At 66.9% G+C, this 22,080-nt stretch carries 26 protein-coding genes and 1 pseudogene; 13 read left to right on the forward strand and 14 right to left on the reverse strand.

Annotation, left to right across the window (positions count from 1 at the left end; all coding sequences use genetic code 11):
- The first annotated feature begins 256 nt into the window (after positions 1-256).
- Together C0R46_RS18515 and C0R46_RS18520 are read left to right on the forward strand one after the other, a co-directional pair.
- Complete coding sequence (locus C0R46_RS18515) at positions 257-766, forward strand: hypothetical protein (protein ID WP_102961155.1); 510 nt, start codon at positions 257-259, stop codon at positions 764-766.
- 3 nt (positions 767-769) lie between these two features.
- Complete coding sequence (locus C0R46_RS18520) at positions 770-994, forward strand: hypothetical protein (RefSeq protein WP_102961156.1); 225 nt, start codon at positions 770-772, stop codon at positions 992-994.
- A gap of 28 nt (positions 995-1,022) precedes the next feature.
- Here C0R46_RS18520 and C0R46_RS18525 read toward each other — a convergent pair whose 3' ends face one another.
- Complete coding sequence (locus tag C0R46_RS18525) at positions 1,023-1,445, reverse strand: YciI family protein (RefSeq protein WP_102961157.1); 423 nt, start codon at positions 1,443-1,445, stop codon at positions 1,023-1,025.
- Between the two features lie 241 nt (positions 1,446-1,686).
- Between C0R46_RS18525 and chrA the strand changes: the two genes are divergently transcribed.
- Positions 1,687-2,940 carry a chromate efflux transporter gene (gene chrA / locus C0R46_RS18530; protein WP_102961158.1) on the forward strand — a complete coding sequence of 418 codons (1,254 nt, stop codon included), beginning with the start codon at positions 1,687-1,689 and terminating at the stop codon, positions 2,938-2,940.
- 81 nt (positions 2,941-3,021) lie between these two features.
- Here the strand turns inward: chrA and C0R46_RS18535 are convergent, their stop codons facing one another.
- From C0R46_RS18535 to C0R46_RS18565, 7 genes are all read right to left on the reverse strand, one after another.
- Positions 3,022-4,050, reverse strand: coding sequence for a peptidoglycan -binding protein (locus C0R46_RS18535; protein WP_102961159.1), 1,029 nt, complete (start codon positions 4,048-4,050; stop codon positions 3,022-3,024).
- A gap of 3 nt (positions 4,051-4,053) precedes the next feature.
- On the reverse strand, positions 4,054-5,103 hold the full coding sequence (locus C0R46_RS18540) for a MotA/TolQ/ExbB proton channel family protein (protein WP_102961160.1): 1,050 nt from the start codon (positions 5,101-5,103) through the stop codon (positions 4,054-4,056).
- Positions 5,104-5,336: 233 nt separating this feature from the next.
- A complete protein-coding gene (locus C0R46_RS18545) occupies positions 5,337-6,152 on the reverse strand; it encodes an inositol monophosphatase family protein (RefSeq protein WP_102961161.1) in 816 nt (271 codons plus the stop codon).
- Positions 6,153-6,243: 91 nt separating this feature from the next.
- Positions 6,244-6,807: an elongation factor P gene (gene efp, locus C0R46_RS18550; RefSeq protein ID WP_102961162.1), complete on the reverse strand. Its 564-nt coding sequence runs from the start codon at positions 6,805-6,807 to the stop codon at positions 6,244-6,246.
- A 195-nt stretch (positions 6,808-7,002) separates the two neighbouring features.
- On the reverse strand, positions 7,003-8,025 hold the full coding sequence (locus tag C0R46_RS18555) for a tetratricopeptide repeat protein (protein WP_102961163.1): 1,023 nt from the start codon (positions 8,023-8,025) through the stop codon (positions 7,003-7,005).
- The gene (locus C0R46_RS18560) at positions 8,022-8,678 is read right to left on the reverse strand and encodes a thiamine phosphate synthase (RefSeq protein WP_102961164.1); all 657 of its coding nucleotides are present in this window, start codon (positions 8,676-8,678) and stop codon (positions 8,022-8,024) included. The genes C0R46_RS18555 and C0R46_RS18560 overlap by 4 nt, the downstream gene beginning before the upstream one ends.
- 399 nt (positions 8,679-9,077) lie before the next feature.
- Positions 9,078-9,251 carry a YdcH family protein gene (locus C0R46_RS18565; RefSeq protein ID WP_102961165.1) on the reverse strand — a complete coding sequence of 58 codons (174 nt, stop codon included), beginning with the start codon at positions 9,249-9,251 and terminating at the stop codon, positions 9,078-9,080.
- Between the two features lie 209 nt (positions 9,252-9,460).
- On the opposite strand from C0R46_RS18565, the gene C0R46_RS18570 reads away from it, so the two are divergent.
- From C0R46_RS18570 to C0R46_RS18590, 5 genes are all read left to right on the forward strand, one after another.
- Positions 9,461-9,664, forward strand: coding sequence for a YdcH family protein (locus C0R46_RS18570; RefSeq protein WP_102961166.1), 204 nt, complete (start codon positions 9,461-9,463; stop codon positions 9,662-9,664).
- 44 nt (positions 9,665-9,708) lie between these two features.
- Positions 9,709-10,173, forward strand: coding sequence for a 5-(carboxyamino)imidazole ribonucleotide mutase (gene purE / locus C0R46_RS18575; RefSeq protein WP_102961203.1), 465 nt, complete (start codon positions 9,709-9,711; stop codon positions 10,171-10,173).
- Positions 10,170-11,255, forward strand: coding sequence for a 5-(carboxyamino)imidazole ribonucleotide synthase (locus C0R46_RS18580; protein WP_102961167.1), 1,086 nt, complete (start codon positions 10,170-10,172; stop codon positions 11,253-11,255). Before purE ends, C0R46_RS18580 begins: the two co-directional genes overlap by 4 nt.
- A gap of 169 nt (positions 11,256-11,424) precedes the next feature.
- A complete protein-coding gene (gene ykgO / locus C0R46_RS18585; protein WP_102961168.1) occupies positions 11,425-11,550 on the forward strand; it encodes a type B 50S ribosomal protein L36 in 126 nt (41 codons plus the stop codon).
- A 95-nt stretch (positions 11,551-11,645) separates the two neighbouring features.
- Entirely contained in the window at positions 11,646-12,347 is a 702-nt protein-coding gene (locus tag C0R46_RS18590) for a tetratricopeptide repeat protein (protein ID WP_198598399.1), read from the forward strand.
- Positions 12,348-12,554: 207 nt separating this feature from the next.
- Here C0R46_RS18590 and C0R46_RS21195 read toward each other — a convergent pair whose 3' ends face one another.
- The gene (locus C0R46_RS21195; protein ID WP_245413674.1) at positions 12,555-12,893 is read right to left on the reverse strand and encodes a hypothetical protein; all 339 of its coding nucleotides are present in this window, start codon (positions 12,891-12,893) and stop codon (positions 12,555-12,557) included.
- Here C0R46_RS21195 and C0R46_RS21380 point away from each other — a divergent pair.
- A pseudogene (locus C0R46_RS21380) lies at positions 12,829-12,996 on the forward strand (FecR domain-containing protein); the annotation flags it as partial. The gene C0R46_RS21195 and the pseudogene C0R46_RS21380 overlap by 65 nt on opposite strands.
- Before the next feature lie 176 nt (positions 12,997-13,172).
- Here the strand turns inward: C0R46_RS21380 and C0R46_RS21200 are convergent.
- Positions 13,173-13,553 carry a hypothetical protein gene (locus tag C0R46_RS21200; protein WP_245413675.1) on the reverse strand — a complete coding sequence of 127 codons (381 nt, stop codon included), beginning with the start codon at positions 13,551-13,553 and terminating at the stop codon, positions 13,173-13,175.
- Positions 13,554-13,612: 59 nt separating this feature from the next.
- Between C0R46_RS21200 and C0R46_RS21300 the strand changes: the two genes are divergently transcribed.
- The gene (locus tag C0R46_RS21300; RefSeq protein ID WP_280953030.1) at positions 13,613-14,488 is read left to right on the forward strand and encodes a hypothetical protein; all 876 of its coding nucleotides are present in this window, start codon (positions 13,613-13,615) and stop codon (positions 14,486-14,488) included.
- A gap of 32 nt (positions 14,489-14,520) precedes the next feature.
- Entirely contained in the window at positions 14,521-17,247 is a 2,727-nt protein-coding gene (locus C0R46_RS18600) for an EAL domain-containing protein (protein WP_280953031.1), read from the forward strand.
- A gap of 217 nt (positions 17,248-17,464) precedes the next feature.
- Here C0R46_RS18600 and pyk read toward each other — a convergent pair whose 3' ends face one another.
- From pyk to C0R46_RS18615, 3 genes are all read right to left on the reverse strand, one after another.
- Positions 17,465-18,901 (reverse strand): pyruvate kinase, encoded by a 1,437-nt coding sequence (pyk, locus tag C0R46_RS18605; RefSeq protein ID WP_102961171.1) that lies wholly within the window; start codon positions 18,899-18,901, stop codon positions 17,465-17,467.
- The gene (locus C0R46_RS18610; RefSeq protein WP_102961172.1) at positions 18,898-19,368 is read right to left on the reverse strand and encodes a DUF1036 domain-containing protein; all 471 of its coding nucleotides are present in this window, start codon (positions 19,366-19,368) and stop codon (positions 18,898-18,900) included. Before C0R46_RS18610 ends, pyk begins: the two co-directional genes overlap by 4 nt.
- Positions 19,369-19,484: 116 nt before the next feature.
- On the reverse strand, positions 19,485-20,390 hold the full coding sequence (locus C0R46_RS18615) for a DMT family transporter (RefSeq protein ID WP_102961173.1): 906 nt from the start codon (positions 20,388-20,390) through the stop codon (positions 19,485-19,487).
- 172 nt (positions 20,391-20,562) lie between these two features.
- On the opposite strand from C0R46_RS18615, the gene C0R46_RS18620 reads away from it, so the two are divergent.
- A complete protein-coding gene (locus C0R46_RS18620; protein ID WP_102961174.1) occupies positions 20,563-20,859 on the forward strand; it encodes a DUF1244 domain-containing protein in 297 nt (98 codons plus the stop codon).
- A 164-nt stretch (positions 20,860-21,023) separates the two neighbouring features.
- Complete coding sequence (locus C0R46_RS18625) at positions 21,024-21,281, forward strand: DUF2312 domain-containing protein (protein WP_102961175.1); 258 nt, start codon at positions 21,024-21,026, stop codon at positions 21,279-21,281.
- Positions 21,282-21,458: 177 nt separating this feature from the next.
- On the opposite strand, the gene C0R46_RS18630 is transcribed toward C0R46_RS18625, so the two are convergent.
- Complete coding sequence (locus C0R46_RS18630) at positions 21,459-21,884, reverse strand: Ros/MucR family transcriptional regulator (protein WP_102961176.1); 426 nt, start codon at positions 21,882-21,884, stop codon at positions 21,459-21,461.
- Positions 21,885-22,080: the final 196 nt, after the last annotated feature.

The following is a 22,080-nucleotide window of genomic DNA, read 5'->3' on the forward strand; positions in this document are numbered from 1 at the left end:
TGACGAACGATCGGACAGGCAACGCATCCCGGATGCAGCTCGTTCCCAGCGAGCGGGCTCGAATACTGACCGGCTTCACCGAGGGCGCCGCGTCGGAACGCACAGCCTGGCGGGGCGGTATATCCGGCTCAGGGCACCCTAGTTCCGGAGGAACTGGTTCGCAGTCTCGGCCGGTCGGGACGAGGTGGCCGATCGTCAGGGCCGATCGTAGAGGATTTATCCGCCCCGGCGGCGGATCGCTTCAAGGGCATTCCGCTTGCGCACGATCACTACACTTCACCTGGAGCATACGCGGCAGTTGTTCTTCGGGGAGCGGGAGCGCCGCGAGTCGATCCGCAGCAGCCTCAGCACGCCGGTTGCAGCGATCTCCTTTGCCGTTTTCGCGCTCAGCACGCTGTCGGCGGCAGTCGACGCCTCACGCTGGCGCGACGGCATCACCTTGGCCATTCTCGCGCTGGGCTCGGCCGCGGTCCTGGCACTGTTCAGCTCAGCATACCAGGTCGTGAAGTCGGAGTGGCTCTTCGTTTATCATGAGCCGCCGCGACTGACCGACATCGTCGATCTCGGCACCGAAACAGCTGAGGCCGAGGAAGAGCGGCTGCGGGGCGTTCTCGCCGCCAGCTATGCCGTCGCCTACGAGCAATACCTGCAGGGTAATGCGATCAGTTCGCGGTGCCGCACCTGGGCGCTGCGCCTGATCCTGGCGTCGCTGCTTCTTCAGGCCGTCGCCTTCGCCCTTCTCCCGTTCCATCAGACCGGGTCGTGACCGATGCCGATCTTCGACAGGCTTCTCACCCGCCGCTACACAGAACGTCGCTTCGCTGCCCTGCAGCCGCGCGTCCGTTCACGCCTCGCGCTTGCCGCCCGGCACTTGGCGGAACAGGAAGAGGACATCTCGGCCAGCCTCGGACTTTCTGTTCCGCCGCGACTCCTGCTGATCGACGAAGAGGAAGCCGTCATCGTCAGGCCGGCCGATCGCGATGTTCCGCAATAGTCCCCATCGCAGGCGACGAAGGCACCTGTCAGCCGGCGCCGAGCGTCTGACGCAGGCTGTCCTCCCGCTCGGCGAGTTCCGGTGTAAACGCCTCACCGAAGTCGGCGGCCTCGAAGAGCGGGCGGATCTCGATCTCGCTGCGGGTCGGCATCGGATTGGGGCAGCGCTTCACCCACTCGACCGCCTCGGCCATATCCTTCACCTGCCAGAGCCAGAAGCCGGCGACGAGCTCGTTCGTTGCCAAAAATGGCCCGTCGACTTCGGTGCGGCTCGACCCGTCGAACACGACGCGTTTGCCCTTCGAGCTCGGATGCAGCCCCTCCCCCGCTAGGATGATACCAGCGGCCGCAAGCTCCTCGTTGAAGCGCCCCATCGCTTCGAAGTCCGCCGTCGACGGCATAGTGCCGGCCTCGCTCGCCTCGGTCGCCTTCACCATAACCATCACGCGCATCGCAGCCCCTCCGTCTTGGTTGATATCAACGCTACCGGATTACGGATACCTGCTCAATGCTGCGCCGGTCTTGATCCTGGCATTCCGCGCCTCAGGCAACTCTAGCCGCGGCGGGCGGTGGAGGCCGGCGATCCGGGTCGGTATGTTGCGATCGCGGGGGAGGCTGATCGCGGGGCCCGGCGGACCGAACGGCCAAGCCCTGAGGTGCGACGTCGTCACCAGCGTGTCACGGGATTGTCGCATGGAGGATCTCAGGGTTGGTGAGAAGACAGGGGCGACAGCGGTGGCAGATCAGGTTGTGAGTTCGCAGGCTGAGCCTCGCCGGGGTCGCGCGGGCGAAGTCTTCGCCACCTTCCTCAAGCTCGGCCTCACCTCCTTCGGCGGCCCGATCGCGCATCTCGGCTACTTCCGGGAGGAGCTTGTCGTGCGGCAGCAATGGCTGGATGACCGCGCCTATGCCGATCTCGTGGCGCTCTGCCAGTTCCTGCCCGGGCCAGCGTCGAGTCAGACCGGCTTTGCGCTCGGCATGATGCGTGCGGGATGGACGGGCGCCATCGCGGCCTTCATCGGTTTCACCCTGCCGTCGGCGCTGATCATGCTGGCCTTCGCCATGGCGGCGGCGGCCGTCGAGGGACCTCTCGCCGGCGGCGCGCTGCACGGGTTGAAGATCGTCGCCGTCGCCATCGTGGCGCAGGCCGTATGGGGCATGGCGCGGTCGCTGTGCCCCGACCAAGCGCGAGCCGGCATCGCGGTCACGGCGGTTGCGGTTCTCGCCGCCCTGCCGGGCTCGATCGGGATGATCGGCGCCATTCTTCTTGGCGCCGCCCTTGGATTGGTCTTCTGCCGCGGCGCAGAGACCCAACCCGCAGCCCCTTTCGACGTGCCGATTTCTCGGACAGGTGCCGTCCTCGCTCTGATCCTCCTCTTCGTTCTGCTCGGCCTCCTGCCGCTTCTGGCGCCGCAGTCGCAGACGCTCGCCCTCATCGATAGCTTCTTTCGGGCAGGCGCGCTGGTCTTCGGTGGCGGGCATGTCGTGCTGCCGCTTCTCGATGCCGAGGTGGTGCAGAGCGGCTGGATCAGCTCCGACGCCTTCCTTGCGGGATATGGCGCGGCGCAGGCTGTCCCAGGGCCGCTGTTCACCTTCGCGGCCTATCTCGGGGCGATCATCCCACCCGGCGGTGCTGCGGGCGCGGCAATGGCCCTGGCGGCGATCTTCCTGCCGGGCTTCCTCGTGCTCATCGGCGTCCTGCCGTTCTGGAACCGGTTTCGCAGCGGGACAACCGCGCAAGCCCTGATGCGAGGCGCCAATGCCGCGGTCGTCGGCATATTGGGAGCTGCGCTCTATTCGCCGGTCTTCACCAGCGCGATCGGAGACCTGCGCGACCTTGCAGTGGCGCTCGCCTGTTTCGTCGCGCTTGTCGTGTGGAAGGCGCCGCCCTGGATCGTGGTGGCCTTCGCGGCTGCGGCCGGCGTGGTCCTGGCGCTGCTGGGCTGAGAGGTCTGTCCGGCACTGCCATCAGCAGCCTGCACGCCGGTCCTTAAGGAGGAAGCCGCAGCTACCCCGGCTGCCGCGCTGCTACCGCTCCGTCAGCTTCAGCTCGATGCGGCGGTTGCGAGCGCGGGCCTCCGGCGTGTTGGCCGGATCGAGCGGCTGGTACTCGCCGAAGCCCGCCGCAGCGAGCCGGTCGGCCGGCACCCCTTGCGCGATCAGGAACTTGACCACCGCAGCGGCGCGATCGGTCGAGAGCTGCCAGTTGTCGGCATAGCGCCCGCTGGAGATCGGCACATTGTCGGTGTGGCCATCGACGCGGATGATCCAGTTGATGTCGGAGGGGATCTCGCGGGCGAGCGCCTTCACGGCGTCGGCGAGCTTGACCATCTCGTCCTGCCCCGCCGCCTGAAGGACGTCGGAGCCCGAGGGGAACAGCACCTCGGACTGGAAGACGAAGCGGTCGCCGACGATGCGGATGTTTTCCCGATCGGAGAGGATCTCACGCAGGCGCCCGAAAAAGTCGGAGCGATAGCGCGCCAGCTCCTGCACACGCTGCGCCAGAGCGACGTTGAGCCGGCGGCCGAGATCGGCGATGCGCGTCTGGCTCTCCTTGTCGCGGTTCTCCGAGACGTCGAGAGCGCTTTCCAGCGCGGCGATCTGCTGGCGCAGCGCGGACAGCTGCTGGTTCAGAAGCTCCACCTGCGACTGCGCCCGCTGCGAGATCTGCCGCTGGTCCGTCAATTCGCCCTGCAGCTGGCCGACCTGCGCATTCGCCGCCGCGGCAGAACCGCTGCCGGTGTCGAGCGCACGCTGCAGCCGCGTACGCTGATCCTCGGCGGAGGCCAGGGACGCTTGCAGGCTGGCAATCTGGTCCTGATAATCCTGCCCCGAGGTGCGCTCCAGCGCGAGCAGCTGGGTCAGCTCGTTGATCTGGCTGTTCAGCCGGTCGAGCACCTCGTCGCGGCCCGACAGTTCGCGGCTGAGCAGGAACTGCGCCAGCACGAAGACCGTGAGGAGGAACATGATGGCAAGGAGGATCGTCGACAGCGCGTCGACGAAGCCCGGCCAGTAGTCGATCGTGCGCTCCGAGCGCCGGCCTCTCGACAGCGCCATGGCTTACGACCCGCTGCTGCCGCGCCCGTCGGCGATGGTCTTGGTCAGCCGGTCGAGGACGTTGCGCAACTCGTGCTGTTCACCCGCCTGTGTCTCGACGAAATCGCGGAGCATCTGCTGCTCGCTGCGCATGTGCTGGACGAGACCCTGGATGCTCTCCGCGAGATTGGCCATCGCGGCGCTGCTGCGCGGACTGGCCGACTGATCCTGCACCAGGCGGTTCAGTCGCTCGGACAGGAGCCGCAGCTCGTCCGTCCCGTTGCCACCGGCGGGGACCGCGCTTGGTGGCAGGACGAGATCCGATCCGACGTCGGTGATGGAGGACAGCCAGTTCTCCAGCTCGCTGTAGAAGCGCCCCTGCGCCCGGCCGATCTGCAGATCGAGAAAGCCGAGGATCAGCGATCCCGACAGGCCGAACAGCGATGACGAGAAGGCCGTGCCCATGCCGGACAAGGGGGCTGCCAAACCCGCCTTCAGCGCGTCGAGGATGCTCGACGTGTCGCCGCCGGAAGGATCGAGCGCCTGGATCGTCTCGCCGATCGAGCCGATGGTGCGCAGCAGGCCCCAGAAGGTGCCGAGAAGGCCAAGGAAGACGAGGAGCCCGGTGAGATAGCGGGCGATGTCGCGCGCCTCGTCGAGACGCGTGGCGACCGAATCGAGGATGGAGCGCATGGACGGCGTGGACAACGCCAGCGAGCGGCGGCGCCCGATCAAGGCGCGCATCGGCGCCAGCAGCACCGGATCCGACATCGTCTCGAAGTCGTCGGCGCCTTCGCGGAAGGCATTGACCCAGCGCACCTCACGATTGAGCCGGACGACCTGCAGCAGCGCCAGGAGCACGCCGACGCCGAGGACGCCGGCGATCAGCCCGTTCAGTCCGGGATTGGTGACGAAGGCTTCGGTGATCTGACGCCACAGGATCGCGACGACAAATCCGGCCAGCGCCAGAAACACCAGCATCGACCACAGGAAGACGAGCGGGCTCGACAGGCTGTCGGTTTCGAAACCTTCCGGCCTCGTCGTCTTGCCGTTCGGCTTCGTGAAGACCTGCATCGTGCGATCGAGTTCCCGCTGTCGGCGCCTCCGCGAGCGCCGGCCTGTTCTTTTCAGACAGTTGCAGGGCTCAGCCGACTCATGCAAGCCGAAATCGCTATCGCAGTGAATGCGTTCCCGCGGGTTACAAGCGCCGGAGAACAGCGGCTTGTCACAGCGCCTGCACGCCCGCGCGCTTCGTCGAACGCAGCAGGATGATCCGCGGATGAGATGCCGGGATCAGCGGCGCGGCATCAGCTCCGATCGGAGCGGCGGCTGGCAGCGGCCTTCTTCAACTGGTCCAGCATCGCCTTGTGCATGAACTCGTTGCCGCAGACGATCTCGCCCTGAATGTGATCGAAGGGCGATCCATCCGTCGCGGTCACGAAGCCGCCCGCCTCCCGCACCAGAATCGCACCGGCCGCAATGTCCCAGGGCTGCAGCTCCCGCTCCCAGAAGGCGTCCAGCCGGCCGGCGGCGAGGTAGGCCAGATCGAGCGAGGCGGCGCCCATGCGGCGGATGCCGGCCGTCTCGTTCATGATCTGCCGCACTTCATAGAGAAAGCGCGCATGATCGCCATGACCGAGGAAGGGAATGCCCGTGCCAATCAAGGCCTCCGGCAGCTTCTGGCGCGCCGCGACGCGGATGCGGCGGTCGTTGACGAAGGCGCCACCACCCTTTTCAGCGGTGTAGAGCTCGTCGACGGCCGGGTTGAAGACGACACCGGCGACGATCTGCCCGTCGCGCTCCAATGCGATCGAGACGGCGAAGATCGGAATGCCGTGCAGGAAGTTGGTGGTGCCGTCCAGCGGATCGACGATCCAGCGATGCTGGGGATCGCGACCCTCGACGGCGCCACGTTCCTCCATCAGGAAGCCCCAGTCCGGGCGGGCCCGCGAGAGCTCCTGGAAGACGATCTCCTCCGCCCTCCGGTCGGCGTTGGAGACGAAGTCGGCCGGTCCCTTCATGGAGACCTGGAGGTTCTGCACCTCGCCGAAGTCGCGCGTCAGCGAGCGGCCGGCCTTCAGGGCGGCCTGCGTCATCACGTTGAGAAGCGCGGAACGAGCCATGGACTTTGAGCTTTCAGCGGTGGCGCCGCACGGGCGCACGAAGGCGCCGGCGGCTTAGGGCCGGCACCTATGAGAGATCGGGCGTCAGCGCTCAGTCGGCGCGGCGGACATAAGTGATCTCGTTGGTATCGACGATGATGCGCTCGCCGGTCTCGATGAAGGGCGGCACCATCACGCGCATGCCGTTTTCCATCTTGGCAGGCTTGTAGGAGGATGCCGCCGTCTGCCCCTTCACCACCGGATCGGCCTCGACGATCTGCAGCGTGACATAGTCCGGCAAAGAGATGCCGATCGGACGTTCCTCGTGGCTCTCGACCGTCACCGTCATGCCATCCTGCAGGAAGGCAGCGCGGTCGCCAACGAAATCCTTCTGCAGCTCGAGCTGCTCGTAGGTCTCGCTATCCATGAAGACCAGCATCTCGCCCTCGGCGTAGAGGAACTGATAGTCCTTCTGCTCGAGGCGGATGCGCTCGACGGTCTCGGACGCACGGAAGCGCTCGTTGAGCTTGGTGCCGTCGATCAGGTTCTTAAGCTCGACCTGTGCGAAGGCGCCGCCCTTGCCGGGCTTGACATGCGCCGTCTTCACCGCGGCCCAGAGGCCGCCATTGTGCTCGATGACGTTGCCGGGACGGATTTCGTTGCCGTTGATCTTCATCTTTATCTCGAAAGCTCGTTCAGACAGCCTGCGACGCGGTCCGCGCGGACATCATGGGCAGGCGGTGATCGTCGGATGCATCGCACCTCAGAGGCCGCAGCGACGAAGCCGACGCGCGTTTCCCGGCATGCGGCTGCTCAAGACCATAAAAAGCCGTGCCGTTCAAGCCTCGGGCTGGCCGCGGCCCGCGGCAGCTCAGCTCGTGCGGAAGCGGTTGGCTGCCTCAAGAGCGGCCTTCTGCGCCGTTGCATCAAGGCCGCGGAAGAAGTCGTCCAGCGTAGGATCGGTGTTGTCGGCGCGCTTGGCCAGGACCGACCACATGGCGGCCTGGCCGCGATCTGCCGCCGTGCCGATGCCGTCCTTGTAGAGATGCGCGACGCGGTTGATCGCGATCGGATTGCCGCGCTCGGCGGCGCGCTTCAGCCACAGGAAGCCCTCCTGCGCGTTGGCCGGCCCGCCTTTCCCGTTGACCAGCCAGATACCGTATTCGATCTGCGCGGTGTCATAGCCGTTGCTGGCTGCCGTCTTCAGCCATTCTCGCGCCGCCGCCAGATCGGTCTTCTTGACGCCGCGCCCATAGATGTAGAGCTGCGCCATCGCATATTGCGCGTCGCCGACGCCCGCCTTGGCAGCCTTCTCGAAATAGCTGCGCGCCTCTTCGAACCCGCCCGCCGGCGAGGCCTGGATCAACATCTGACCGTAGTTGAACTGCGCCAGCGGCAGGCCGGCATCGGCGGCCGCCTTCATGAGATCGCGCGCCTGGGCGAGATCCTGCTCGACCACAGTTCCATCGAGCAGCAGCATCGCATAGCGGAACTGCCCCTCGGCGCTGCCGGCGACGGCAGCGGCCCGGTACCAGCGCGCCGCCTCCTTCAGGTCGGTCGGAACGCCGAGGCCCCGCGAGTAGATCTCGCCGAGAAGGGTCTGAGCTGCGGGGTCGCCGAGATTGCCGAGCGGGCGGGCGATCTGCAGTGCGGTCAGGTAAAGGCCGCGCTGGAACGCGCCATAGGCAAGGTCGCTCTGCGTCGGTGCGGCACCCTGCTGCGGCTTTGCGGCCGCCGCGGCGCCGGCTTTCGGCGGCGCCGGCTTCGGCGCCGCGGCCTTCACCGCGGCGGCGGCCGCCAGTGCATCCGCCTTGGTGTCAGGCGCGGCATGGCCGGTCCCGCTCGCGCCGAGAATCAGAATGGCGGCGGCTACGGCAAGGCGCGCGCGTGTCATGCGGCAACGCCTTCCGCGATCTCGTCGAAGATCGCATTGGCGCGCGCGACCTGAGCGGCCGTGTCGGACCCTTCTGCAAACACGGCCGATGAGAGGGCGACGAACTCGGCGCCGGTCGCGGCTGCGGCTCTGGCCGATTCGACGTTGCCGCCGGCCATGACGATGCATGGGATCTCGACGACGGCCGCCCACCATTCGCCGAGTTCGAGATTCTTGGCGTGCGGCTCCTCGGCGGCATCGCCGCCGAGCCGTCCGAACATCAGGTAGTCCGGCAGGAACTCGCCTGCCTCCAGACCCTCGTGGCGTGTCTCGAAGCCCGATCCGCCGACGATGAGCTTGGGCGAGAAGCGGGCGATGGCATCCTGCAGCGCCTCGACCGTGCCGCTCGCAACATGCAGACCATCCGCCCTCACCCGTCCCGCACAGCGCGTATCGTCGACGACAATGGCGGCCGCCCCTGCGTCCTGGGCGATCGGCACAAGAGCTTCGGCGAAGCGCTGGAACGCCGCTTCGTCGCGCCCTGCCGGGTCGATGATCACCGAAGCGACATCGCCGCCCGAGAGGGCAGCGCGCAGCGCGTCCTCGCCGGGGGCCCCGTCGGGCAGCGGCGTCGTGATCAGGACAAGGCGGGGTCGGATGAGAGCGTCGGACATGGCGGCGTAATCGATGCGTTGACGGCGCAGGTGGCGCCGGATTGCGGCGATTGTAGCGCAGGCTTGATACGGGGGAAAATCAGCAATGCCGCATCTGCAGCGACGTCGCGTCATCCTCGTTAACGCCAGAGGTCGTCCGTGTCGAACGATCTGATGCAAGACGCCGGAGCCGCTTGAACCGGAATCACGATTTCACGCGGCTTCGGCAGCCTCTGCCGAGCCAGGCGATCTTCAGGTTCACGAGGGCTTGTCAGCGTGGTCGCGTGACCTGCATCTGGACCGGCAGCGACGTCGGCGTCGCTAATCGATCGGCTCAGTATCTCTTGAGGCTACCGTCCGCACGGGACGCCGACGGAGCGAAGAGGACGCGGGCAGTGCCGCGTCCTCCATCGTCGAAGGTCAGGCGTGCGTGGTGCGCAGCCTCTCGATCTCGTCCTTGAGCTGAAGCTTGCGACGCTTCAATTCCCTGATCTCCTCATCGCTCATCGCTGGTTTGGTCAACGCCGACGAAATCTCATCGTCGAGCGCGGAGTGCCGTTGTTCCAGCGTCGCGAGATGGGTATCCAAGGACATGGTGTCTCCCTTCGTTGGTTTCGTTCCGCTTTCCTCGTTTGTGCCGGCTTCGCCGACCATTCGAACGTGTCACAAAATGTCGACACTGTCGAACCGACCGCTGCAGCCATTCCGCCTCATCGCGGTCGCTGCTAAGCGGTCCTGAGGCAGCAGGACGTCTAACGAGCGGCCGGGGCTTTCGTTTCAGGGACGGGGATCGAGGAGAGGCAATGCCGGATCAGGAACAGGCGGCCCTGCGGCTGCAGCTGGCGCGCTTGCGGCAGGACCACGCCGACTTCGACGCGGCCGTGAACGCCATGGAGGCGACCGGCTGCGACCGGCTGCAGGTGCAGCGGATGAAGAAGAAGAAGCTGGCGATCAAGGACCTCCTGCAGGACATCGAGGACCAGATCGTGCCGGACATCATCGCGTGACCTCCCCCTCTTCCGCCAATGGCACGCCGCTCGTCGCCATCATCATGGGCAGCCAGTCCGACTGGGCGACCATGAAGCATGCGGCGGACACGCTGGCCGCCCTCAGCATCGCGCACGAGGCGCGGATCGTCTCGGCCCATCGCACCCCGGAGCGTCTCTATGCCTTTGCACGATCGGCAAAGGCGGACGGGTTCAAGGTGATCATCGCGGGTGCCGGCGGTGCGGCGCATCTGCCAGGCATGACGGCGGCGATGACGCCGCTTCCCGTCTTCGGGGTACCCGTCGAGAGCAAGGCGCTGTCGGGCCAGGACAGCCTCCTGTCGATCGTGCAGATGCCGGCCGGTATCCCGGTCGGCACGCTCGCCATCGGCCGGGCCGGTGCCGTCAATGCGGCGCTGCTCGCCGCCAGCGTGCTGGCGCTGACCGACGAAGGCCTCGCGAGCCGGCTCGACGACTGGCGCCGGGCGCAAAGCGAATCGGTCGCCGAACAGCCGGAGGACGCGGCATGAGCACGACGCCCCTTCCGCCAGGCTCCACCATCGGCATCATCGGCGGCGGCCAGCTCGGCCGCATGCTGGCCATGGCCGCGGCGCGGCTCGGCTACCGCACCGTCGCGCTCGACCCGGCGGCCGATTGCCCGGCCGCGCAGGTCACGAGCGAGATGATCGTGGCCGGCTATGGCAGCCCGACGGGCCTGACGGCACTCGGCACGAGCTGTGATGTCGTCACTTATGAGTTCGAGAACGTACCGGTCGAGCCGATCCGCCTTCTCGCCGACGCGGTGCCCGTCTTTCCGCCGGTGCAGGCGCTGGAGGTCGCGCAGGACCGGGTTGTCGAAAAGGCGTTCCTCAATGGCATCGGTGTCGAGACGGCCGGCTGGCGGGCCGTCGACGACGCGCAGGAGCTCGACCATGCGCTGAACGACCTCGGGGGCGAATGCATCCTGAAGACGCGCCGATTCGGCTATGACGGCAAGGGCCAGGCGACGATGCGCCCGGGAAGCCCGCATGAGGAGGCCTTCCGCAGCCTCGGCGGCGTGCCCTGCATCCTGGAAAAGAAGGTGCCGTTCGCCTTCGAATGTTCGGTGATTGCGACGCGCGGGCAGGACGGGAGCCTGGCCTTCTTCGATCCCGCCGAGAATGTCCATCGCCTCGGCATCCTGAAGAGCTCCACCGTTCCAGGACAGATCGATCCCGCGACGGCGGATGCGGCTCGAAAGATTGCGACGGCGATTCTGGAGAAGCTCGACTATGTCGGCGTCATCGGCGTCGAGTTCTTCGTGACAGCAGTGGGCGACCTCCTCGTCAACGAGATCGCGCCGCGGGTGCACAATTCCGGCCACTGGACGGAGGCCGCGACGCTGATCTCGCAATTCGAGCAGCATATCCGCGCGGTCGCAGGCCTGCCGCTCGGCGACACGCAGCGGCATTCGGACTGCGTCATGGAGAACCTTATCGGCGACGAGGTACTGCGCGGTGCCGAGTTGGTCGGCGAGCCGCAGGTCATGCTGCATCTCTACGGCAAGGCCGAAAGCCGTCCCGGCCGCAAGATGGGGCATTTCACCCGCCTCACAGGCCCTGCGCGGAGCTGATCGGCGGCATCGCGGGCCGTTCCAAACGGGCATGCAGGTGGCCGGCGAGCGTTGACATCGGTCAAGTCCGCTTGTATCTCGGCGGCACTCTTCAAGCGCGCCTTTCCGGCGCGTTTTTGATTACGCGGCGGGGCTTCATCGTCGCCATCCTTCGACCTCGGTGACTGACATGAAGATCAAGAATTCGCTGAAGGCCCTCAAGGCCCGCCACCGCGCCAATCGCCTCGTGCGCCGCAAGGGCCGCATCTACATCATCAACAAGCTCGCCCCGCGCTATAAGGCGCGCCAGGGCTGACGCTTCGGCTCGCCATCCGGCGGGCTGCCGCTCCCGCGGCTGTGTCACGGCTTTTTGGGTTTGACGGCACGCGGCCGGAGACTACTCTCTGCGGCATGCGTGCTTTGTCATGTCTTGGCCTCGCCATCCTGTTGATGTCGGCTGCGGTCGTGCTGGCCGCCGAGGGTGAGCCGCAGCGACCGTCGGATGAACCGCCGGCGGCGGCACCGGCCGTGCCCGCTCCGGGCTCACCGGCTGCACCGGCGGCCCCGGACATCAAGGCAGCACCCCTTCCCCGGTTCGATTCGAGCGGTCCGAAGACGGCGGAGAAGCCGCGTGGAGAGCGACTGGACGCGCTTTTCGCCGAATTGAAGCGCGAGCCATCGGCTGACAAAGCCGGTGGGATCGCCAGTTCCATCGAGAGCATCTGGCGCGACAGCGGCAGCGATACGGTCGATCTCCTGATGCTGTGGTCTGCAGCCGCGATCGCCAAGAAGGACAATGCCGCAGCGCTCGACCTTCTCGATCAGGTGGTGCTCCTCGCCCCCGACTATGCGGAAGGATGGAACCGGCGCGCGACGTTGAACTTCACCATGAACCGCTACCCGCAGTCGATTGCCGACGTCGAGCAGACGCTGCGCCGGGAGCCCCGCCACTACGGCGCCCTGATGGGGCTCGGGATGATCCTCGAAGAGCTCGACCAGAAGGACAAGGCGCTTGACGCCTATAGTCGCGCGCTGGCGGTCTATCCTGCCCTGAAGGCGGCGCAGGATGCCGTCGGCCGCCTCGCCGACGAGTTGGGCGGTCAGCCGATCTGACAGCGGCCTGCAGTCACGGGCTGGCAGAAGGCGACGGCGTCCGGTCGTGGCTATTGCGAATCTCAAAGCCGACACCGGAAGCGGCTGTCCTGCGTCTCGGCGCAGCCGTCTACGGCCCTGAAAGTGGCTCAGCAGGACCGCTAGCGGTTGGAGAAATTCCTGGAAATCGTAGGAGCAGAGAATCCTTCCCGATGGATTCACTGGCCTCTAAGGATCCGTCGTTAGGCTCAGCCGAGTTTTGGGGCGGAGTCCGTCAGTGAAATCGAAGACTTTGTGCGTCGCTACGCTCGCCGGGTTCCTGCTGTGCGCCCCTGCCGCCATGGCTAAGGACTGGCTCGTGGAGCGGGTGTCCGGCAGGGTCGTGATGATCGACGCGGACAGAAACAAATATCCCCTGCGGGCGCAGATGACCGTGCCGGAAGGCATCACGGTGATCACCGCGGCCGATGGGCGGGTGCGCCTTTCAAGCGACAACAACGTCATGACGCTCGCGCCAAACAGCGCTGTCGCCGTGACGCCATCTTCCACGGCAAGCCGAACCGTCAAGGTTCTCCAGCGGACGGGGCGGGTTGAGTTCGAGGTGGAGAAGCGGTCGCGGCCCTATTTCTCCGTCTCCAGCCCCTACCTCGTTGCGGTGGTGAAGGGCACCAGGTTCACGGTCGACGTCGCGCGCAGTTCCACCAGGCTCACGGTCTCGCGCGGGCTGGTGCAGGCGACCGACCTGCGCAGCGGCCAGACGGCTGGCATCGCCGCCGGCCAGCGCGCGCAGGTCAGCGCCACGCAGCCGGGTCTGCGCACCGCCGGTCCGAGCGCACCGGCCGTTGTTCAGGCGGCGCCACAGGCCCCCGCCGTCGCTCCTGTCGGCGTGACGCTCGATACGTTCAAGGCGGAGACGCAGGCAGCGACGGCGGAATCGAACACGGCCAGTGGCCTCTCTTCCGCCGATGACGCGACCACGAGCGCCGGCTCCGCAAGCGCCGGATCGATGAGTGCCGGATCGGCCAGTGCCGGATCAAGCAGTGCCGGATCAAGCAGCGCCGGATCAAGCAGCGCCGGATCAAGCAGCGCCGGATCGACCAGTACGGGATCGAGGGGCAGCAAAGGCAGCGGCGGCTTCGGCGGCAACAGCGGACGCGGCAACGACGACGATAGCGGCCGCGGCAACTCTGGCGGAACGGGCGGCAGGGGCGGCAACGGCAACGGCAACGGTGGTCAGGGTAACGGCGGCGGCGCCGGAGGGCACGGCCACGGACACAGTGGTGGCCATGACCATGGCAACGGCAGCGGCGGCCATGGCAGCGGCGGTGGTGCAGGCGGCCCCGGCAGCGGTGCAGGCGGTCCCGGCGGCGGTTCAGGCGGTCCTGGCGGCAGTGCAGGCGGTCCCGGCGGTGGTGCAGGCAGCGGCGGTGGTGCCGGGCATGGGCACGGGAACGGTGCTGGCGGTCACGGCAACGGCGGCCCCGGTGGCGGTGCAGGCGGTCCCGGCGGCGGTGCCGGGCATGGGCACGGGAACGGTGTTGGCGGTCACGGCAACGGCGGCCCCGGCAGCGGTGCAGGCGGTACCGGCGGTGGTGCAGGCGGCCCGGGTGGCGGTCCAGGCGGTCCCGGTGGTGGTGCAGGTGGTCCCGGCGGCGGTGCCGGCGGTCCCGGTGGCGGTGCAGGCGGTCCTGCCGGTGGTGGCGGTTCAGGCGGCCCCGGTGGAGGTGCCGGCGGCCCCGGTGGAGGCGGTTCAGGCGGTCCCGGTGGTGGTGCCGGCGGTCCCGGTGGTGGCGCCGGCGGTCCCGGTGGCGGTGCAGGCGGTCCTGCCGGTGGTGGCGGTTCAGGCGGCCCCGCTGGTGGCGGTGCAGGCGGCCCCGGTGGAGGTGCAGGCGGCCCTGGTGGTGGCGGTTCAGGCGGTCCCGGCGGTGGTGCCGGCGGCCCCGGTGGCGGCGGTGCAGGCGGTCCCGGCGGTGGTGCAGGCGGCCCCGGTGGTGGCGGTTCAGGCGGTCCCGGCGGTGGTGCCGGCGGCCCCGGCGGCGGCAATGGCGGCGGCAATGGCGGCGGTAACGGCAGGCCGTAAGGTCTGCCCCTCGCCCCGTTCCTCAGATCGAAAGCCGCTTCCCTGTTTAGCCGTCACCATTCGCGTACAGCCACTCTGCTGAGCCTGGCCATAAGGCTGACGGTCATCCTGACGCTGCATGCGGCCGCGGGGGCCGCCGGCATTCTGCCGCTCCTGCAGTCGCATCTCTCGGATCTTCGGTTCCGCTTCCAGGAGCGTTCCCCGAGCGGTGAGGTCGTGCTGGTCGACATCGACCCCCGCAGTCTGGCCGAGATCGGGATCTGGCCCTGGCCGCGGACGCTGCACGCCGATCTCGTGCGTGCCGCGGCGGCAGCCGGCGCGGCTCGGGTCGCCTTCGATATCGACTTCAGTTCCGCGTCTCAGCCAGCGTCCGACGCGGCCTTTGCCAAGGCAATCGACGAAACCGGGCTCGACACGCTTCTCGCCGCCTTCAAGCAACATGATGCCCAGGGCCAGGACATCGCTTCCATGCCGCTTACCGCCCTTGCGGCCTCCGGCTGGCCCGCTGTGGTCAACCTGCGTCCGGATGCGGACGGACTGGTTCGGACCTTCCCGGTTGCGGTTGAAATCGGCGGAGAACTCCTTCCCTCGATACCAGCAGCAATTGCGGGGCTCGACCCGGCGGGGGAGGATGTTTTCGGCATCGACTACTCGATCGATGCGACCAGCGTTCCGCGCATCTCCTATGCCGATCTGATCTCGAAGCGCGTCGACCCGGCTCTGCTGGCCGGGCGCACGCTGATCGTCGGCGCCAATGCCGTGGAACTGCAGGACCGCTTCACCATCCCCAGGTGGGGGAACGTGTCGGGCTCCACCGTTCTTGCCCTGGCCAGCGAGACGCTGCTCCAGGGCCGGGCCCTGCAGCCTGTCGAGCTGCCCTGGGGCGGGCTGGCGATCGCCGCCATCCTTCTTGTTCCGCTTCTGCGCCGCGCCCGCATCATACCTGGTCTGTGCGGTCTGGCGCTCCTCGGGGTGAGCGCCGAAGCCGCTGCCTTCGTCCTGCAGGAGAAGGCCTGCATCGCGCTTGTCACCGCGCCGTTTCACGGCCTTCTCGTCTGCATAGCCGGTGAACGCCTGCTGCGTGAACTCGGTATCCGCAAAGTTCTTGCCTGGGTCGCCGGCATCCAAGCGAGCAACAGCCGCGCCATGCTGGAGCGCGTGGTCGAGGAAGGTTTCGGGGCCGTGGTGATCGTCGACGACAAAGGGACCGTCCGGCGCCTCAACGACGAGGCACGCCGCCTATTTGCGATCTCCGTGGGCGCGCAGCTGGAGGCACTGCCCGCTTTGGTCGCCAGGGACTGTCGAGCGGTGCTCTGGCCGGCGGATACAGCCGCACCACTCGCCCCTCGCTCCGTCACGAACCTCCTGCGGTCGGAGAAGGACGGCGCCATGCAGGCGCTGGAATACACCGTTTCCCCGCTGCGTCTTGCCGCTGTGGACGATGCCTCCTCCGGCCAGGCCGTGAGCGCCACCCATCTCTGCCTCACCGCCCGCGACGTCACGGAGCGGCAGATGGTGGAGGATCGGATGCGCCATCTGGCTCTACACGACGACCTGACGGGGCTGGCCAACCGAGCAGCGCTCCAGCTTCACCTCGATTCCGCATCTCGCGAAGATGGCGACGGGTCGGCGGGAGGCTTTGCGCTCATCGCCTTCGACCTCGACCGGTTCAAGACCGTCAACGACGCTCTGGGCCATGCGATGGGCGATGCGGTGCTGGTAGAGGTTGCCAGACGCCTGGAGCGCTGTCTCCCGGAACAGGGCCTGGCAGCCCGGATCAGCAGCGACGAGTTCATGGCCTTTCTGCCGAAGGCTTCGCCCGAGCAGGCTCACGAGGTCGCGCAGCATCTGAGCGCGACGATCGAGACGCCGATCATGGCCTCGGGCCACCGGCTGAGCATAAGGGCGAGCTTCGGCCTCTACTGCTGGAGCAGCGACAGTGCCTCGGCCGAGGATCGGATGCGCCGTGCCGACCTCGCCCTCTACTGCGCCGAGCGCGAAGGGCAGCTTCGACTGTTCGAGCCGGCCATGGAAGAGGATCGGCTCGTGCGGCTCGATCTCGAGCGCGATCTTCTGGAAGCCGTCGAGGCCGAGGCGCTGGAGGTCGTCTTCCAGCCGCAGGTTTCGCTTCGCTACGGAGCCTTCACCGGTGCCGAGGCGCTGCTGCGCTGGCAGCATCCGCTGAAGGGACCGATCTCCCCGGCGCTCTTCATACCCGTTGCCGAGGAGATGGGGCTGATCCATCGGATCGGAGCCCGGGTGCTTCGGGTCGCCTGCGAGGAGGCGGCATCCTGGGACCAGCCGCTGCGCGTGGCGGTCAATGTTTCGGCGCTTCAGCTCTCGGCGGGTGACGTCGTGTCCGCCGTTCGCGCGGCCTTGGACGCTTCCGGTCTGCCCGCGCACCGTCTTGAACTCGAGATTACCGAAAGCGCCTTCGTCAACGAGGATTCGCGTCTGCAGGCCGTGTTCGACGAACTCACCGAGATCGGCGTCAGCTTTTCGCTTGATGATTTCGGCACCGGCTACTCATCGCTCGGCTACCTCCACCGCTTCCCGGTCTCGAAGCTCAAGATCGACCGCAGCTTCGTCAAGGATCTGCCGCGCAGCGGCCAGTCGCTGGCGATCCTGCGGGCAATCCTGGCGCTCGCACAAGGCCTCGACCTCCGCACCATCGCGGAAGGGATCGAGAACGAGGAGCAGGCGGAGTGCCTCAGGATGCTCGGCTGTGCAGAAGCGCAAGGCTATCTGTACTCGAAGCCGATCGACGCCTCTGCGATGCGTGATCTTCTGACCGAGCCGTCGGCGGACGATCAGGCCGTCAGAGCCAGGGCTCTCGCCTGAAGCACTTCGGGTAAGGCTGGATCACTCCGTGGCTCGGTTCGCTGCAGGGGACCCATGCAGGAGGGGGCGAAGCGCAGAACGGCGCCACGCCCTTTCGAGCCGACGCGGTGCGTCGTCCTGCCGGCACTAACGAGCATCGACCCAGGGATGAAGGAGACCGACCGCGGCGGTGGCGAGGCGGCACGCATCGTTCGCGCCGCCTCCGAGCCTTGGGACGTCAGATGGCCGACAGGCCATCTGAGCCGATATAGGCAATGCGCAGCATGTTGGTCGCGCCTGGCGTGCGCAGGGGCACGCCCGCGGTGACGATGACGCGCTCGCCGGCCCGTGCGAAGCCTTCCTCGACCGACATGCGGCACGCCTTATCGATCATCGCGTCGAGGTCCTGCGCTTCTTCGGTGACGACGCAGTGCAGCCCCCAGACCAGCGACAGACGGCGGGCGGTCTGCACCACCGGCGACAGCGCCACGATCGGCAGATGCGGGCGCTCGCGCGCCGTGCGAAGGCCGGTCGTGCCGGTGGCCGTGTAGGTGACGATGTTGGCGACCTTCAGCGTCTCGGCCATCTGGCGCGCCGCGAGCGATACCGCGTCGGCACCGGTCGCCTCCGCGACAGGGCGCTGGGCCGTGATGATCTGCTCGTAGAGCGGGTCGCGCTCGACCTGCTGGGCGATGCGGTTCATCATCTCGACGGCTTCGACCGGATATTCGCCGGCCGCGGATTCGGCCGAGAGCATCACCGCGTCGGCGCCCTCGAAGACGGCGATCGAGACGTCGGACACCTCAGCGCGCGTTGGCACCGGCGCCGTGATCATCGATTCCAGCATCTGCGTTGCGACGACCACCGGCTTGCCGGCCTTGCGGGCGGCGCGGGTGATGCGTTTCTGGATACCGGGCACGGCTTCGAGCGGCAATTCGACGCCGAGATCGCCGCGCGCCACCATGATGGCGTCGGACAGCTCGATGATCTCGTCCAGCCGCTCGACGGCCTGCGGCTTCTCGATCTTCGAGAGAAGCGAAACGCGGCCGCGGGCGATCTTGCGTGCCTCTGCCAGATCCTCCGGTCGCTGGATGAAGGACAGCGCCACCCAATCAACGGACTCGTTGAGGACGGCATCGAGGTCGCGGCGGTCCTTCTCGGTCAGAGCGCCAGTCCCGATCGTCGTATCGGGCAGGCTGACGCCCTTGCGGTCGGATATCTTGTTGCCGGCAACGACACGGCAGCGGATGCTCTTGCCGTCCGCCTCCAGCGCGACCAGCTGCAGACGGCCATCATCGATGAGAAGGCGGTGTCCCGCCTGCACGGCTTCGAGGATCTCCGGATGCGGCAGATGCACGCGTGTCGCATCGCCCGGCGTCGTATCGGCATCGAGCGTGAAGGTCTGGCCGACGGTGAGATCGACCTTGCCTTCGGCGAACTTGCCGACGCGCAGCTTCGGCCCCTGAAGATCGGCGAGGATGCCGATCGGCCGCCCCTGATCCGCTTCGACGGCGCGGATGCGCTTCACCAGCTCACGCATCGTGTCGTGATCGGTGTGGCTCATATTGATGCGGAAGACATCGGCACCGGCCTGGTGCAGCTTCTTGATCATCGCTTCGTCGGAGGAGGCAGGTCCGAGCGTTGCGAGAATCTTGACCTTGCGATTACGTTTCATGGTGTCCCGGTGCCCCCACGAGGCGCTTCTGTCAGCTGAACCATCCAGCTACCCTGTTCGCCGGTGTCATACTCCCGGAAGCCCATTTTCTGGTAGCCCCGCTTGAAGCAGTCCTTGACCCCGACGATCTTGAACTCGTTTTCGGCGATGCAAAGGTCGACGTTACCGGCCCAACGGCCCTGCCCTTCGGCATCCTCGGCATAGAGGTAGTAGTAGCGTGACGACAACGCGCCATCGATGATCGACTTGCAGGTGGTGGCGGGAATGCGCCACCAGCCCTCGGTCGTCCAGCCGGCATCCGCCCGGTAGCCGATCGCCACGCCGATCAGCGACTGTGTCCCGTTGCAGACCCTGAAGTCCGCCCGCGCAGGTGTCGCAGCCAAGGGCGAAGCCAGCAGGAGGGCAGCCGACGCCAGGATGCCAGGGCCGATCAGCCCACGGCAGCGTCGTACGAGGCGGGACGGCATGATGAATGTCCTTTGCATGCGTGCGGTACCGGGATTCTCGACTTAGCGGCTTACGCTGTCAACGCAATGACAATGCTCGGCGATCCGTTCACGGCGCATTGACCACTCGAGCCTCGTCACGCCTTGCCGCCACGCGGCCGCGCCACGAGCAGACCGGCCATGACCATGAGACCGCCGGCTATCTGCAGCAGGCTCAGCGGCTCGCCTGCGAAGATCCACGCCGCCAGCGCGGCAATGACGGCTTCGATCAGGATCACCAGCGAGGAGAAGGAGGCCGACAGGACGCCGAGCGCCACCGCCAACAGCCCCTGCCCCGCAGCGTGGCTGACAAGGCCGAGCGCGGTGAGGTTGGCGGCGGCTTGCCACGTCTGGGGAATGAGGCTGTCGCCCGCCGCCAGCGCGACGATCAGCAGGATGACGGTCGACACTGCGGAGGAGACGAGCGTTGCCTCGGCGCCGCCGGCAACCCGGCGCGCGCTGCGGATCGCCAGGAAGTAGAGGCCGAAGAAGAATGAGGTGCCGAGACCGAGGAGATCGCCGACGGGATGGCTGATCGCGTCGCCGCGGGAGTGGAGGATCAGCAGCGCCGCGCCGGGCAGGCATATGGCGAGGCCCGCGAACGTGCGGGGACTGACGCTCTCGCCGATGGTGAAGCGGGACAGGAGAGCCACCCAGATCGGCGCCAGGCAGGCGAAGAAGGTGGCGTTGGCGATCGAGGTGTTGAGGACGGCCAGATGCCAGCAGATCAGATCGCCGGCAAACAGGATGCCGGCCAGATGCAGGGCACGATTGCGCCAGATCCGGCGCCAGGGCTGCGAGGCGCTGCCGCGGCTGGCCTGCGCCCAGATCGCCAGCACGGGAAGCGCCAGTCCGACGCGCCAGAATGCGCTGGCGAACGGCCCGACGCCGGCATCGCGGACGAACAAGGGCGAGATGCCCATCGCGGCGGCGCCGAGCACGAGCAGCGGAAAGGCCGACGCAGCTGTCAGAGCCCGCGGCGCGCGGGCGACCGTCGCATCCATATTGCTCGATCCTCTGCCGAAGTCGCGGGATGATCCGCTGGGGGAGCATCGTTCCGATGCCGCGCCGGTGGCTGTAGCATGCCGGACCGTCGCTGCAACGGCCCCGTTGATCTTGCAGGACCCGTAGCCGATATCCTCAGGACACCGCTGCACGTTCGACAGGAGCCGGCCCATGACCGACGAACAACGTATCGCCTATGAGGCGGCGGCCTTTCGGCGGCTGCGCGATCACCTGCGCCAGCGAACCGACGTGCAGAATATCGACTTGATGAATCTCGCCGGCTTCTGCCGCAACTGCCTGTCCAATTGGTATCGCGAAGCGGCCGAAGCCGACAATGTGGCGGTCTCCAAGGACGAGGCGCGCGAGTTCGTCTATGGAATGCCCTATGAGGAGTGGAAGGCGCGCTACCAGGCTGAGTCCAGCGAGGAAAGCCGGTCGGCATTCGAGTCGTCGCAGCCCCACGGCTGACGACGGGTCATAGGCTTACGCTAGACACGGGAGAGAACGGCTGCCGTAGCGATCGCGGCTGTCTGCCCAACTCCGCGGTTGCTGCGTGCCGCTTCAACGAATCACCGCTTTTCTGCTAGTCGCCGGCTCCGAGTTCAAAGAACCGCGCAAGGACGGAGTTCCGCATGTCCAATACCGACGGCGTCGCCCAGGATCAGCTTCGCTCCTTCGTGGAGCGCATCGAGCGGCTTGAGGAAGAAAAGAAGACGATCGCCGACGACATCAAGGACGTCTATGCCGAAGCCAAGGGCAACGGCTTCGACACCAAGGTGCTGCGCAAGGTGATCTCCATCCGCAAGCAGGACCAGAACGAGCGCGCCGAGCAGGATGCGATCCTCGACCTCTACCTGCAGGCCCTCGGCATGACTCCGGGTGCCAGCTGAGCGCTCATGGCAGCGCGAAGCATGCGAGCGACAGTCGCGGTGGCGATGCGCTGAACGGCCCATGGCCGCTCTCCCGCCGCTCAGCCTATGGGCCGTGAATACAGTAAGGGCCGCGCAGCCATCGCCGCGCGGCCCTTAAGTTCTTTATCTGCGGCGCGGGGGCGCCGGCTTGGACCCTCAGCGGCCGCCGCGGCGCTTGTGGCCGAGACCCATCTGCTTGGCGAGACGCGACCGAGCGGCTGCATAGTTCGGCGCAACCATCGGGTAGTCGGCCGGCAGGTCCCACTTCTCGCGGTATTCCTCGGGCGACAGATTATAGTGCGTCATCAGGTGGCGCTTCAGCGACTTGAACTTCTTGCCGTCCTCGAGGCAGACGATGTAGTCGTCCGTCACCGACTTCTTCACCGGGATGGCCGGCTTCGGCTTTTCAACCTGCGGCGCCTGCGGTGCGGCAGTGGTGCGGCCGAGCGCGCCGTAGACATCAGAAATAAGGGCAGGCAGCTCGGATACCGGAAGCGAATTGTTGCTGACATAGGCGGCTACGACCTCCGCCGTCAGCTCCATGAGCATCTCGTTGTTATCAAAGCTATCGATCTGATCCATATCTCGTTGGCTCCAGCGTCAGCCGAAATCGGTTGCGCCGCAGAATCCTACATCCTGCGGGATCTCGGGATTTCGGGGGAAGTTCCTATTGTTCATGGCCGTCTGCGAAGACTGCGTCGCTCGACTGCGGCTAGCTTGGTATTGATGGGCCATTACTTAATGTCAAGTGACGAATCTGCAAGGCCAAGCTTAGCTG

Source organism: Mangrovicella endophytica (assembly GCF_002893625.1).
Taxonomy (GTDB): domain Bacteria; phylum Pseudomonadota; class Alphaproteobacteria; order Rhizobiales; family Rhizobiaceae; genus Mangrovicella; species Mangrovicella endophytica.